Genomic DNA, 14,373 nt, shown 5'->3' on the forward strand with positions numbered 1-14,373 from the left:
TCGAGTGTAAACGTTAGTAGAAGTTATATGTTACGAATATTTTCAATACTGTGTTGTAGTTTTTTTTCCGTCGCGGTCTCTGCAAGTAATGACGTTTGGTTGCTGGTGGATACTAAAGCCCGTAAAATCGAAGTCAAAAAAGGCGAGCAAACCATCGAAACGCTGGAGAGCATAGCCATTGGTCGGGGGGGGGCTGGATTGAAGTCGCATCGGGGTGACAATATTACCCCCCATGGGAGTTACAAAATAGGCTGGATAGGTGAAAAATCTTCTTTTCGCCGCTTTTTTGGTTTAACCTATCCCTCGGTTGACGATGCACAAAAAGCATTTGCACACCATATCATCGACGAGCCTACTTATTATCGAATTGTGTCTGCACACGTAAATAATCAAATACCGCCGCAAAACACGCCTTTAGGAGGGCAAATTGGTATCCACGGACTGGGGCGTGCGGATGAAAGAGTCCATAAATCCTTTGATTGGACGCACGGCTGTATCGCTCTGACTAATGGTCAGATTGATCATTTAAGCCAGCTTGTCGATACAGGAACAGTAGTAAAGATAAAATAAAGCTGGAAAATGCAGTAATCGGTGATAAAATTACACTCAGGTGTAAGTTTTTTTTGTTGTAATAACTTTAAATTTAGGAAAATGATATGAAAAGAGTAGTGAAATTATCAATGATAGCATTGGCTGTTAGCATGGTTGTTGGTTGCGCAAGCAGCTCAGATATTGACAATCTGCAATCACAAATTGACAGCTTGAAAACTTCTGTTGCACAAGCTTCTTCTGACGCTGCAAGTGCACAAAGTGCCGCTAACGATGCTGCATCAAGAGCTGCTGCTGCTGAGTCTGCTGCTAACCGTGCCGCCCAATATGCCCAAGAAACTAGCAGCAAATTGGACAGCATGTTCAAAAAATCAATGATGAAATAAGTCATTAATTATTGAACTAATAAAAAAGCCCGATGGTTATCCATCGGGCTTTTTTTATGCCGTATTTTTACGTTTGCTGTTCACCGCCGAACAATTCCATTAACCGGGGAAGAAAATGGCTAAGCTCCAGTGACATGATTGAAAAATCGGCGTCGAACTTTTCGGCGTCGCTGTCGGTTTCGATCTCGGCGACTTGATCTTGGACCAAATCCAAAAAACGTAAGCGTTTAATGGCAAGATGTTCGTCAACAATAAACGCGAGGCGGTCGGCCCAATTGACCGCCAGTTTAATCACCTCTTTGCCTGTATCGAGATGGTTTTTGATTTCCGGCAACGCCAAATCATGGCGTTTGCAGCGGATAGTCGCCCCCGCTTCTTCTGGCGAGCGCAATTCACATTCATCTTCAATCGTTAAATCATCGGGTGTTTGCTGTGTGTTTAACCATTGCGTCATGGTGGCGATGGGTTTGTTGAGCGTATTGGGCGGGACGGCGGGCAGTGAACCCAAGGCTTTGCGCAACAGGCTCAATAGGTCTTCGGCGCTTTTCGACGAAGCCGCATCGGCAATAATCCAGCCGCCTTTGGGATCTATGTAGGCATAGCTTCTTCGGGAAAAAGTAAAAGCTTTGGGTAATAATTCAAAAATCAGTTCGTCTTTAACCGCTGTACGCTCCTTTTTGCTTAGTTTCCGTCCCTGTTTTTCCTCTGTATCCAGAATTTTTTCTTGAACCATTTCATTCAGGACTGACGATGGCAGTACCCGTTCTTCTTTTTTACCGCACAGCATCATAAAACCGTTGCTGCTATGCACCAACTGCTGCCCATTTTTGCCTATTGGCGAAGTCCAGCCGAAAGATGATTCCTCATGGGGGCCGCATGGGCGGAATGATAGGGCGGCGAGTTTTTGCTCCAGTTCTTCGGGCGATAATGTAAAGGCTTCAGTAAGACGAAAAATGCTAAGATTTTTAAACCACATGGCGAGACTAATATCCTGTAAAAATAATGACCCGGTATTATCGCAAATTTAAATCTGCAAAAATGAAAATTTATAAACCGGAAGGTGTTGATGATGAATGATGGGTTTGGGCCGATTGCCGATGATAAGGCCTCCGTACTGATTTTAGGGTCAATGCCCAGTGTCGCGTCATTACAGGCGCAAGAATATTATGCCCATTCCAGAAATGCCTTTTGGCCCATCATGGGGGCGTTGCTTGGTGGGGGCGGCGGATTGGGTTATCCGCAGCGCCAACAACTTTTGTTGGCAAACCATATTGCGCTTTGGGATGTTTTGCGAAGTTGTTATCGCCCCGGCAGCCTTGATGCCAATATTGACATGAAGAGCATTCAAATAAATGATTTTGATGGTTTTTACACGCGCCATCCAGGCATTTCCAGGGTCTATTTTAACGGCGGCATGGCGGAAAAAATGTACCGCCTGCATGTGTTGCCCGCCTTACAAGAACATTTCCTCCATCTGCATTACCAACGTTTGCCGTCGACCAGCCCGGCATACGCCTCATTGACCGTGCCGCAAAAAATCGCCGCATGGGAGGTGATTAAAGGGGTGGCGGATAAATAGACTGTGATAAAGTAGGGCGTTTTTAGCTGGCACAGGCTGGCAGTTGGGTTACTTTTTGGTTTGTTATGAATGAAGAATACGATTACGAGTACGAATATGACGATGATGGCGAAATTGTTTATTATGCGGTCCGCCCGAACAAGACGAAGATAAAAAAAGAAATATCGGCACTTTTTGACTTGGCTGAAAAAATGGCAGAATTGTCGCCAACGCAATTGGGCACTTTGGAATTGCCTGAAAACATCCATAAGGCAGTGACAGAAGTGTCAGGGATGCCGCATAAGGGCGCCAGGAAACGGCTATTGAAATATATCGCCGGGCAACTCCATAAAATTGATGTCGAAGGTTTTATGGAAAAACTTGCCCGCATAGAAAACAAAAGCGCCCACGGGGTTAGGGAGCATCACATTGTTGAGCGTTGGCGTGACCATTTGCTGGCGGAAACGAATGAAGCTTTGGGCGAGTTGCTGGATGAATATCCCCAGGCAGACCGGCAGCACTTAAGGCAATTGATCCGCAATGCGCAAAAAGAAGCGGAAACAGGTAAGCCTCCAAAGTCTTCGCGCCTGTTATACCGCTACCTTAAAACCCTATTTGATTTTGCCGGTGAGGTAGGCGACGGGGTTGGTGGCGAAAACCATGAGGACGAAGGCCATGAAGCGGACTGAATTACAACCTGACGGGGGGCGGAATTTTAAGGTGCATGGTTTTATCATGGATTTCGACATGGCCTTTCCTTTCTAGCTCCCTCAGGACTTTATTGATCATTTCACGGGATGCGCCGATCATGCTGGCGAGTTCCAGTTGGGTGGGGCGGTCATAGATGATCAAATTACCATTTTGATCTTTACAGGCTAATTTATACAAGACCTGTACGGTCCGCTCATGGACATTGGACAGCGCGAGGTTTTTTACTGATTGGGTGAGTTGCCTGATTTTCTCTGACATATCATTCAATAAGTTTAGGGTCACATCAGGATGCTCAGTCAGCCAGACTTTAAAATCGGTTTTGGAAATAATGCCACAAACCGTTTTTTCTAAGGTTATCACCGACGCCGAACGCGGCTCGTTGCCCAATAAAGCCAGTTCGCCAAAATAAGATCCCGAATCCTGGGTCATCAAAGTCACTTCCCGCCCCGTATTATCACTAGTGAAAATCCTCACTTTTCCAGAAACTATAATGTAGAGCGAATCGGTTTCGTCTTTTTCAGTAATGATGATGGTATGTTTGGGGAATGTGCAACATTTGGCTTTCAACGCCAGTGACTCTATGGCATCGTCAGGAAGCAAAGAAAGAAATGCGATTTTTTTTAAACCTAATAATGCTTCTTGCTGCATGGACATTGCTCCTAAGTTTGGAATTATAAGTAGATTATAGGCACTCAAACCTCAGGATGAAACTTTAACATGGTATTTATGGATAATTTATCACCAGCTCTGCTGGGGAGGGGGCACAAAGTTTGAGGCATCAGCGGCCTATCTATCTGTGAACCGCCGCGAAACCCAAAATATTAGGAAACAAGCGGTGGCTAATTTTTTGGATGGGTTATTACGTGTTGCCAGCTAGGATAAGGTCACACTTCCGAACAAAATGGCCGCATTTGCCCCGCTGCTACAGGAAATTTTGCGATAAATAAATTTGAGTTTGCCCATCATTTAGGCACTGGAGCTAAGGGATGGCGCCCACCCATAGAAGATGTCCTGATAGGATGTTTTTTTGCTTAAAAAATAAGTGTATTATCTCGATTCACCTAAAAATAATAAGAGAAATTGATTTTAAACTATGAGGAGGAATCATGGGTGGAGTAAGTGAGTTGTTTTTTTTTATGTTGGTTATTGCCGCGTTGGCGTTCGCGCCGTTAGGCTACTTTATCTATAAGTATACGCAAAAGAATGGCAAGCCTTTTGGTGAAACCGAGCCGCATGGTGACAGCCCGTCTTTTGTGAATGATTTGGCGGAGACGGCCATTCATTTTTTTAAAACCCGTTTATCGAAAAAATAACACGGACATGATCAGGATGGGGGCTTGAATTTGCCAAGCCCCCGTTTTTCAAGTTACCCCCATCCCCCCGCAGCTAGGGCAGGTCGGGTTCTTTTTCAAATTCATCGAATTGATTTCCATCGACAAACCATCTATCAGCAATAATTTGCCCACTAGGGTTTCGCCGATGCCCAGGATCAGCTTCATGGCTTCCAATGCCTGAATACTGCCAACTATGCCAGTAATCGGGGCAACCACGCCATTAGTCGCACAATTGACCAATTCTTCCCCGTCGCTTTGGTATAAGCAGTTATAGCAAGGGCTATTGTCACGTCCTGGGGTAAATACGGACACTTGGCCTTCAAACCGGATTGCGGCACCCGAAACAAGTGGTGTCTTGTGCCTGACGCACGCCGTGTTAATGGCGAAACGGGTAGCGAAATTGTCACTGCAATCCACGACCACATCGGCTTTTTCCACTTCCACATCAAGCTGCTCCCCTGCCAACCGTTGCTTGACCGCGTTTACATTTACGTCAGGGTTTAATTTATTCAGGGTTTGCTGGCTTGAAATTGCTTTATCCATCCCTATATCAGGTGTGTGATGAGCAATCTGTCTTTGTAAATTGGATAAATCCACCACATCATCGTCATAAATAGTGATATTGCCGATACCGGCAGCAGCCAAATAAATTGATGCAGGTGAGCCTAACCCCCCGGCGCCGACGATTAATACCTTGGCGGCAAGGAGTTTTTGTTGCCCATCCACTTCAATTTTCGGCAGCATGATTTGACGGCTATAACGTAATAGTTGGTTGTCATTCATAAGTCAGGGTAATTATGTTCGGGTGATGGAAGATGATGCCAAAGAACTTGACACACTGCAAAAGCTCATTATCATTAGCACTCATTACTGGCGAGTGCCAAAAATTTTTTAAACCTTGTCTTTAATCTTAGGAGAGTTAGATGAATATACGTCCGTTACACGACAGAGTCATTGTCAAACGTGTTGAAGAAGAAACCAAAACCGCTAGTGGCATCGTATTGCCAGGTTCTGCTGCTGAAAAACCCAGCCAAGGCGTAATTTTGGCAGTTGGCGCAGGCAAACCTTTAGACAACGGCACACTCCGCGCATTGGAAGTAAAAGTCGGCGACAAAGTATTGTTCGGCAAATACGCAGGCAACGAAGTGAAAGTTGACGGTGAAGAAGTCATCGTGATGCGTGAAGAAGACATCATGGGCATCTTGGGTTAATCCCTTCCCCTTTTAGAAACCAATCACACACAAACGAATTTAGGATAAAAAAATGGCAGCAAAAGACGTATTATTTGGTGATGACGCTCGTGTCCGTATGGCGCGTGGTGTAAACATCCTGGCAAACGCAGTTAAAGTGACTTTAGGCCCTAAAGGCCGTAACGCAATTTTAGACAAAAGCTTCGGCGCACCCACCATCACCAAAGATGGTGTATCGGTTGCAAAAGAAATCGAATTGAAAGACAAATTCGAAAACATGGGCGCACAAATGGTCAAAGAAGTTTCTTCAAAAACTTCTGACGTGGCTGGCGACGGTACCACCACCGCCACCGTATTGGCTCAATCCATCGTCAACGAAGGCCTGAAAGCCGTTGCCGCTGGCATGAACCCAATGGACTTGAAACGCGGTATTGATTTAGCCGTGACCAAAGTGGTTGAAGCGGTTGTTGCTTCGGCCATTCCTTGCGCTGACAACAAAGCCATTGCCCAAGTGGGCACTATTTCTGCCAACTCAGATTCATCTGTTGGCGAAATCATTGCTGAAGCAATGGAAAAAGTCGGTAAAGAAGGCGTCATCACCGTTGAAGAAGGTTCAGGTCTGGACAACTCCTTAGACGTCGTTGAAGGGATGCAATTCGACCGTGGCTATTTGTCGCCTTACTTCATCAACAAACAAGAAAACATGAGCGTCGAGTTGGAAGACCCGATGATCCTGATTTACGACAAAAAAATCTCCAACATCCGCGAAATGTTGCCAGTATTGGAAGGCGTTGCCAAATCAGGCCGTCCCTTATTGATTATCGCTGAAGACGTTGAAGGCGAAGCCTTAGCAACTTTGGTGGTCAACACCATGCGCGGCATCCTGAAAGTCTGCGCGGTAAAAGCCCCAGGTTTCGGCGACCGCCGTAAAGCCATGTTGGAAGACATCGCGGTATTGACTGGCGGTACTGTCATTTCCGAAGAAGTCGGTTTGAGCTTGGAAAAAGCCGAATTAGACCAATTAGGAACTGCGAAAAAAGTCCAAATCAGCAAAGAAAACACCACTATCATTGATGGTGCCGGTTCAGAAGAACAAATCAAAGCCCGTGTTGCACAAATCCGCGCCCAAGCTGAAGACGCCACTTCTGACTACGACAAAGAAAAACTGCAAGAACGTTTGGCCAAATTGGCCGGCGGTGTTGCCGTGATTAAAGTCGGTGCGGCTACTGAAATCGAAATGAAAGAAAAGAAAGCCCGCGTTGAAGATGCATTGCATTCAACCCGCGCTGCGGTTGAGGAAGGCGTCGTTGCTGGCGGCGGTACCGCCCTGGTCCGCGCTTTGTCGGCTTTGGAAGGTTTGGAAGGTGCAAACCACGACCAAACCGTCGGCATCAACATCCTGCGCCGCGCGATGGAAGAGCCACTGCGTCAAATCGTTTCTAACGCTGGCGACGAGCCATCCGTGGTCTTCAACGAAGTCAAAAAAGGCACTGGCAGCTTCGGCTACAACGCCGCCACTGGCATCTACGGCGACATGATCGAAATGGGTATCTTAGACCCTGCGAAAGTGACCCGCACCGCACTGCAAAACGCAGCCTCTGTCGCTGGCCTGATGCTGACCACCGAAGTCATGATCGCTGATGCCCCTAGCGAAGACAAAGGCGGTTTAGGTGGCGGTCACGATATGGGTGGCATGGGCGGAATGGGTGGTATGGGCGGCATGATGTAATCATGTTGTCTTGAAGCCTTTGGCTTTAAGCGCTTTGCTTTAAAAATGGAAAGCCCCGGTTGTTTTTACAATCGGGGCTTTTTTATTGGAAATTTGGAATTGAGGTAAAAATGTCTAATTTTAAAATGATTGATAAAGCCGTGTAGCCGGGTGGGCAATGCTTTTCTGCCCACCGATTAGGCGGCGAATGGTGGGCAGAAAAGCATTGCCCACCCTACCTTCCAAAACCACAAACAGCTTAAATCATGCCCAGCTACCGCTGCGCCAACACCAAAGGGGCGTGCTATTTTGTGTTCGTCCCCAATCTCCGGCTTGGGGACGAACGAAAGGCTATCATCACAAAATTACCCTAACGTTTAGCCCCCCGCATTGCATCCACCATGGCTAGCCTGTATCCTGCACACCCATGCAAATAAATCTAATTTCTGTCGGAAACCGTATGCCAAGCTGGGTGCTGGCGGGCTACGATGAATATGCCAAACGCTTGCCGCGCGAATGCGAACTGGTGTTGAAGGAGGTCGCCCCTGGCAAGCGCACCAAAAACAGCGATGTGGCGCGGATAGTCCGTGACGAAGGCGAACGCATGGTTGCCGCGATCCCATCCGGTGCGCATGTTGTCACCTTGGACATTCCTGGTAAGCCGTGGACGACACCTGAACTGGCTGACGCCATGAACCGCTGGCTGGCTGGCGGCCAGTCGGTGGCCTTGCTGGTGGGCGGGCCGGAAGGCCTGGCCGAAGCAGCCAAGCAAAAGGCGCATGAATCCTGGAGCCTGTCAAAACTGACGTTTCCGCATCCTTTGGTGCGCATTATCGTTGCCGAACAGCTTTATCGCGCCTGGAGCCTGCTAAACAACCATCCTTACCATCGCTAATGACGATACAGCTTATTTTAGCCTCCGCTTCCCCGCGCCGCCGCGAACTCTTAGACCAAATTAGCGTCAATTACCAAGTTTGCCCTGTTGATATAGACGAAACCCCTTTGCCCAATGAAGCCCCGTTGGCGTATGTCCGGCGTATGGCCGCGGAAAAATCTGCGGCCGGTATGGCCCGGTACGGTGCGGCGTTTCCGGTCTTGGCCGCCGACACCACGGTGGTGTTGCGGGATGTGATTATGGGCAAGCCTAAAGATAAGGAAGACGCGTTGGCGATGTTGCGGTTATTGTCCGGCAACCGCCATCAGGTTTTCACGTCGGTGTCTTTGCGGGGGCGGCAACATGGCGAGGCGGTGAGCATCACCGACGTGACGTTCCGCTGTTTGACGGACGCAGAAATAGTGGCTTACTGGGAAAGCGGGGAACCTCAAGACAAAGCCGGGGCCTATGCCATACAAGGCCGGGGCGGCGTTTTTGTCGAGTCCATCAAAGGCAGCTTTTCCGGTGTCGTCGGTTTGCCGTTGTTTGAAACCGCCCAACTTTTAGCCCAACAAGGTATAACAATTTTCTAATGAGTGAAGAGATTTTAATCAATGTGACGCCGCCGGAAACCCGGGTGGCGGTGATAGAGAATGGCGTGTTGCAGGAACTGATCATTGAACGCAGCCGTGAACGCGGCTTGGTCGGCAACATTTATAAAGGCGAAGTCTGCCGGGTTTTACCGGGCATGCAAGCCGCGTTTGTCGATATTGGCCTGGACCGGGCGGCGTTCCTGCATCTGTCGGATTTATGCAGCAAAGAACTGGAAAAAAAAGGTTCGGAAAATATCGAACATTATCTGCATGAAGGCCAGCCTATTGTCGTCCAGGTGGTGAAAGACCCGCTTGGCACCAAGGGCGCACGCTTGACGACGGAAATAGCCATCCCTTCGCGTTACCAGGTGTACATGCCTTATTCGCAAAATTCGGGGGTGTCCCAACGTATCGAGTGCGAATCCGAGCGGGTGCGTTTAAGGGCTTGCCTTGATGGTTTCAGGAAAGAGCACAATTGCGGCGGCTTTATCGCCCGGACGGCCGCCGAGTGTGCCGAAGAACCCGTCCTGGTTGCCGATATGATGTTCCTGCTGAAATTGTGGGAATCCATTTCCGCCAAGATCAGCACCGCCAAGCCCAAGGAGTTTATCCATAAAGACCTGCCGCTCAGTGTCCGCACCTTGCGTGATTTATATAAGGAAGGTATAGACCGGGTGCGGGTGGATTCGCGCGAAACCTTCCATCTCATGGTTGATTTTGCCCAGATTTTTGTCCCTGAAATCGTCCCCGTATTGGAGCATTACAGCGGGGAATGCCCGGTATTTGACATTTACAGCGTCGAAGACGAAATCAAAAAAGCTTTGGAACGCAAGGTCAAACTAAAATCCGGCGGGCATCTGGTGTTTGACCAAACCGAAGCGATGACCACGGTCGATGTCAATACCGGGGGCTATGTCGGCGGTCGCAACCTGGAAGAGACCATTTTCAAAACCAATTTGGAAGCGGCGCAAGCCATCGCGCGGCAACTGCGCCTGCGCAATCTGGGCGGTATCATCATCATTGATTTTATCGACATGAAAAGCGAAGAGCATAAAAAGCAAGTGCTGCAGGCTTTGGAGCGGCATCTGGAAAAAGACCGTGCCAAAACCAAAATCACCGAAGTGTCGGTGCTGGGGTTGGTGGAAATGACCCGCAAACGCACCCGCGAAAGCCTTGAGCATATCCTTTGCGAACCTTGCAGCGCTTGTGGCGGGCGCGGGGTGCTAAAAACACCGGAATCCATGTGCCTGGAAATTTTCCGTGAAATTATCCGTGAAGTCAGGCAATACAAAGTGCAGACCTTGCTGGTGTTGGCTTCAAACGCCGTTGTGGAAATGTTGCTGGATGAAGAGGCCAATATGCTTGCCGAGCTGGAAACGTTCCTGGGCGTGCAAATCAAGTTTCGGGCGGAGTCGCAATATAATCAGGAGCAATACGATGTCGTGTTGCTGTAAATTTTGGATGTGCGGCTATCGGCACTGTGGACAAAAACGCCTCACAGGTTAAGCGCCTTTTGAAATGATCCACCACATTACGCGGGTATCGCGGCATCTTGTTTTTTGGACGTTGCTCACTGTTGCGGTGGGCCTGACGGGCTTGCGTCTGGTCTTGTCCGGGATAGACAGCTACAAAGCCTATTTGGCGGAGCACATCAGTGAACTGGTCGGCTCACCGGTCAGTATCGGCCAGCTGAGGGCTAAAATGCGCGGCTTCAACCCTGAGCTGGTGTTGGCCGATATTGCGGTGCGCCCGCAAGCGCCCTCCAAAGAATCGCCAGTAGCGCTGCGGGAAGTCCGCATCGGTTTAAATTTGCTAGGGATGTTGGCCAGCCATGACCTGTTGTCATCGGCTTGGTTGACCTTGGTCGGGGCGAAATTCTCGGTTTACCGCAAAGACGATGGCAGCTTCGCCATCGTGGGTTTGCGGGCGGGCGGGGAGCAACCCAACTGGTTATGGCAAGGCCGTAAGTTTGAGATTTTGCAAAGCGAAGTGGTCTGGAATGAACATCCCAACCAACAACACCCCATCACCCTGCAAGCCGTTGACTTGGCGGTCATCAATGACGGCCAGCAGCACCGGGTTAATTTTTTGGCCAAATTGCCTGACTATTACGGCCAAGCGTTGCTGGGTTCAGTTGATTTTACCGGTGACCCGTTTACAGCGGGTGCAGTGGCGGGCAAGGCGTTTATAGAAGCAAGGCAAATCAAGGTTGCTTCCCGACCCTTTAACGGCTTGGCAAAAACACATGGTTTCATGGTGGCATCCGGCTATGCGAACCTTCGGGTCTGGAGCCGTTTGCAACATTCACAGCTGGCGGCGGTGATGGGCGAGGTGGGCCTGCACGACTTAAAGCTGTCCCGGCAGGATCAGGGGCAATTCGCATTAGACTCGATACAAACCGCTTTCGCGTGGCGGCAAGACCCAAGCAACCGTGACTGGCAATTGGATGTCACCCATTTGTCTATAAAAACGGACGGCAAGCACCCAGCGGATGGGGTGTTCAGGTTATCCGGCCAACAGCCGGATAATAACTATGAGGTGCAAAAAATCGCGGCTTACATCGGGTTGCTTGATGTCCAACACGCTTTGCGCACGGTGCAATTTTTCGCACCGGAGGGCAAATTGGCTGTGCCCATTCCAGGTTACGCAAAAGGGACACTGGGTAAACTGTCGCTGTTGGCCAATATCAAAGACGGTACCGCCGCCATCAATGGCGATTTCAACAACCTTAGCATAGCGCCGGTTGCCAGCATCCCTGGCGTTGATAATCTCAGCGGGCATATCCAAGGCACCCATAAAACCGGCAGGGTGGCATTGGCCACCCACAATGCCCATCTCACATTGCCGTCATTGTTTCGTGAGGCATTGCCCATCAAACGCCTACAAGGCCATTTGCAATGGCGGCAACAGGATACGGCTTGGGAGCTCTTCAGCCAGGGCATGGCGATGGATTTACTGGGGGTGCAAACCCTCAGCCGTGTGCAATTCATAGTCCCCAAACATCTCGGGCCGCCCTTTTTGGATTTGCAGACTGCACTGGAGTGTGATGACGCCAGCCAGTTAAAGCATTATTTCCCGGTCGGCGTGATGAGGCCAGCAGATATTGCTTGGCTGGACAGGGCTTTTGTGCAAGGGCAAATCCACAATGGCCAGTTGGTCTACATCAGCAAATTGGGACAGCCGTTGGCAAGCCATGTCCGCGATTTCGAAGCCGGTGAAACGACAAAACCACCACAAAAACCGGCTGTCCAAGCGTTGCCGCCAGAGGCGGACGCGCTGGCGGCCGAATCGCGCGAGCCTATGGGGGGCGGTTTTTTCGAGGCCTTGATGGATGTCGAACATTTGCAATTGGATTACGCCCCCAGTTGGCCGCAGATCACGGACATTAAGGGTAAGCTGAGGTTTTTACAGGGCCGGATGGTCGTGTCCGCTGATGAAGGCTCCAGCAACCATCTAAAAGCCAGCAAGGTGACGGTGATTAATCCGGCGGTAGGCGTGAGCCCAAAATTGCTGGTGCAAGGGCTAGTGGACGGGGAAATCACCGACGCCTTGGAATTCTTAAAAAACACCCCCTTACGTGACCGTATCGGTATGGTCGCCGATGCCATCAGCACTAAAGGGGCGACGCAAGTCAGTTTGGATTTGGTGGTGCCGTTGGCTTATGGCGTGCTCCCCGAAGTCGATGGCGAAGCGACCTTGGACCAGGCCAGCTTAAAAGTCTTGGCGCTGGATTTGCCGGTGAACCGCATCCAGGGCCTATTGAAGTTTAATGAACACGGGATTTACAGCGATACGATAAAAGCGGTCGCGTTAAAGCATCCGGTGCAGATTAAAATTGCCAGCAAGGACGGCCAGACGACCTTGCAAGCCGAGGGGCACGCCAAGCTTGTTGATCTTGAAAGGCAATTTAATTTGCCCCATACAGACATCGCCGATGGCGGGCTGGATTACCATTTGACCTTCCGTTTGCCTTTGGATGATAAGCCGTCAGATTTGGTGATTGAATCGGATTTGGCAGGTGTCGAATTGGCCTTGCCTGGATTGTTGAGCAAACCCCGCGATGGGCAGCAAGCCTTCAAGGTTGTTTTTGGTTTGAACGATAAGCTGTCCATGCCGATTGCCGTCAATTATGGCAATGAGCTGAAAGCGGCTTTGCAATTTGAAACCGCCACACAGCGCATCGTGTCGGGGCACATCCTATTTGGGGAGGGGGAAGCCATAGCGCAACGGCAGCCTGGACTTAAGCTGGAAATTAACCGTAAGCAATTGGATTTAAAAGACGCCTTGAGTTGGACAGCGGGAGGGCAGGGACAAAACGGCGGGCCCGCCATCAGGGAAATCAATCTCCATAGCGGGCACGCCTCTTGGGCGCACACGCCATTGGGCGCATTTGACCTGACCTTGAAACCGGACGGCAAGCAGTGGTTGGGGCATCTCAATAGCGTCTTTGCGGTCGGCGAACTGCATGCGCCAATGGTGGCCACCCCGGAGAGCACGGTGCGTTTGGATATGTCATTACTGGATTTGTCCGTCATCAAACACCTGCATGGCCAAGGCAATGATCCGGAAACCCCATTGCTCCCCCAGTCGCTCCCTTCGTTGGTGATGGGCAGTGAAAAGACCTTATGGCAATCGCTGGATTTGGGGAAACTGACCTTAGAAACCGAACATGTGCCGGATGGTATGGCCATTAAAACCATGCAATTGGACGGGGCGGCGCAGAAATTACAGTTGTCAGGTGATTGGACGGTTAAAAACCAACAGCCGCAGACCCAATTGCGTGGCCATTTGGAAATGCCCAATGCCGGACGGACGCTCGCGCAACTCGACATTAGCCACGACTTGGCCGACACCGACGCCACCGTTGATTTTTCCGGGCACTGGCGCGGCGCCCCCCATCAATTTTCAATGGCCGGGGTGAAGGGTGACGTCGACCTCAGTTTTAGCGAAGGGCGGATTTTAAGCATCGAGCCTGGGTTTGGACGCGTCCTGGGCATTTTGGCGATGGAACAATGGGTCAAACGCTTACAACTGGATTTCCGTGACCTTTACGAAGAAGGCTTGGCGTTTAATTCCATTAAAGGCCATTTCACCCTAAGCGACGGCAAGGCCATGACCCGCGACTTACGGGTGGATGCGATCCCCGCCCGGATCACGATAACCGGAACAACGGATTTCATCAGTAAAACCCTAGACCAGCAAGCCAATGTCATCCCCAAAAGTGCCGATGCGCTGCCCATTGCTGGTACAATTGTCGACAAACTCACCAGCTTGGTCATGCACACCTTAACAGGCGATGACCAAGACGGCTTTTTGCTAGGATCACAGTATCAGCTCAAAGGCCAGTGGGCGTCGGTGCAGGTGATACCACAGCATGACAATGATGGTGTCGTCCCGAAAATATGGAGCGGATTGACTGATTTTTCGTGGCTAGGGCAAGCCGATAACAACAACCCAAACAAACAATAAA

Annotated in this window: 14 protein-coding genes; 11 read left to right on the forward strand and 3 right to left on the reverse strand. The window is 49.9% G+C overall.

Annotated elements, in window-relative coordinates; all coding sequences use genetic code 11:
* Positions 1-27: 27 nt before the first annotated feature.
* Together METMI_RS0110905 and METMI_RS0110910 are read left to right on the forward strand one after the other, a co-directional pair.
* Positions 28-570 carry a L,D-transpeptidase family protein gene (locus METMI_RS0110905; RefSeq protein WP_019866330.1) on the forward strand — a complete coding sequence of 181 codons (543 nt, stop codon included), beginning with the start codon at positions 28-30 and terminating at the stop codon, positions 568-570.
* Between the two features lie 86 nt (positions 571-656).
* Positions 657-935, forward strand: coding sequence for an Lpp/OprI family alanine-zipper lipoprotein (locus METMI_RS0110910; RefSeq protein WP_019866331.1), 279 nt, complete (start codon positions 657-659; stop codon positions 933-935).
* Between the two features lie 67 nt (positions 936-1,002).
* Here the strand turns inward: METMI_RS0110910 and rdgC are convergent, their stop codons facing one another.
* Positions 1,003-1,911, reverse strand: a complete 909-nt coding sequence (rdgC, locus tag METMI_RS0110915) for a recombination-associated protein RdgC (RefSeq protein ID WP_019866332.1) — start codon at positions 1,909-1,911, stop codon at positions 1,003-1,005.
* Positions 1,912-2,001: 90 nt separating this feature from the next.
* Here rdgC and METMI_RS0110920 point away from each other — a divergent pair, with 90 nt between their 5' ends.
* On the forward strand, positions 2,002-2,514 hold the full coding sequence (locus tag METMI_RS0110920; protein ID WP_332248666.1) for a DNA-deoxyinosine glycosylase: 513 nt from the start codon (positions 2,002-2,004) through the stop codon (positions 2,512-2,514).
* Between the two features lie 65 nt (positions 2,515-2,579).
* Entirely contained in the window at positions 2,580-3,182 is a 603-nt protein-coding gene (yjgA, locus tag METMI_RS23715; RefSeq protein ID WP_019866334.1) for a ribosome biogenesis factor YjgA, read from the forward strand.
* A 1-nt stretch (position 3,183) separates the two neighbouring features.
* Here the strand turns inward: yjgA and METMI_RS0110930 are convergent, their stop codons facing one another.
* Positions 3,184-3,852 carry a Crp/Fnr family transcriptional regulator gene (locus METMI_RS0110930; protein WP_019866335.1) on the reverse strand — a complete coding sequence of 223 codons (669 nt, stop codon included), beginning with the start codon at positions 3,850-3,852 and terminating at the stop codon, positions 3,184-3,186.
* A gap of 458 nt (positions 3,853-4,310) precedes the next feature.
* On the opposite strand from METMI_RS0110930, the gene METMI_RS0110945 reads away from it, so the two are divergent.
* A complete protein-coding gene (locus tag METMI_RS0110945; protein ID WP_019866337.1) occupies positions 4,311-4,517 on the forward strand; it encodes a hypothetical protein in 207 nt (68 codons plus the stop codon).
* A gap of 48 nt (positions 4,518-4,565) precedes the next feature.
* Here the strand turns inward: METMI_RS0110945 and METMI_RS0110950 are convergent, their stop codons facing one another.
* Positions 4,566-5,321, reverse strand: a complete 756-nt coding sequence (locus METMI_RS0110950; protein WP_029151625.1) for a HesA/MoeB/ThiF family protein — start codon at positions 5,319-5,321, stop codon at positions 4,566-4,568.
* A 140-nt stretch (positions 5,322-5,461) separates the two neighbouring features.
* Here METMI_RS0110950 and groES point away from each other — a divergent pair, with 140 nt between their 5' ends.
* The 6 genes from groES (at position 5,462) to METMI_RS0110980 (ending at position 14,372) form a co-directional block, all read left to right on the forward strand.
* Positions 5,462-5,749, forward strand: a complete 288-nt coding sequence (gene groES, locus METMI_RS0110955; RefSeq protein WP_019866339.1) for a co-chaperone GroES — start codon at positions 5,462-5,464, stop codon at positions 5,747-5,749.
* A gap of 52 nt (positions 5,750-5,801) precedes the next feature.
* Positions 5,802-7,457: a chaperonin GroEL gene (gene groL, locus METMI_RS0110960; protein ID WP_019866340.1), complete on the forward strand. Its 1,656-nt coding sequence runs from the start codon at positions 5,802-5,804 to the stop codon at positions 7,455-7,457.
* A gap of 406 nt (positions 7,458-7,863) precedes the next feature.
* A complete protein-coding gene (gene rlmH, locus METMI_RS0110965; protein WP_029151626.1) occupies positions 7,864-8,331 on the forward strand; it encodes a 23S rRNA (pseudouridine(1915)-N(3))-methyltransferase RlmH in 468 nt (155 codons plus the stop codon).
* Positions 8,331-8,903, forward strand: a complete 573-nt coding sequence (locus METMI_RS0110970; protein ID WP_019866342.1) for a Maf family protein — start codon at positions 8,331-8,333, stop codon at positions 8,901-8,903. The genes rlmH and METMI_RS0110970 overlap by 1 nt, the downstream gene beginning before the upstream one ends.
* On the forward strand, positions 8,903-10,357 hold the full coding sequence (gene rng / locus METMI_RS0110975) for a ribonuclease G (protein ID WP_019866343.1): 1,455 nt from the start codon (positions 8,903-8,905) through the stop codon (positions 10,355-10,357). Before METMI_RS0110970 ends, rng begins: the two co-directional genes overlap by 1 nt.
* A gap of 64 nt (positions 10,358-10,421) precedes the next feature.
* The gene (locus METMI_RS0110980) at positions 10,422-14,372 is read left to right on the forward strand and encodes a YhdP family phospholipid transporter (protein ID WP_019866344.1); all 3,951 of its coding nucleotides are present in this window, start codon (positions 10,422-10,424) and stop codon (positions 14,370-14,372) included.
* Position 14,373: the final 1 nt, after the last annotated feature.

Origin of the sequence: Methylovulum miyakonense HT12, from assembly GCF_000384075.1 — a bacterium.
Classification (GTDB): Bacteria; Pseudomonadota; Gammaproteobacteria; order Methylococcales; family Methylomonadaceae; genus Methylovulum; species Methylovulum miyakonense.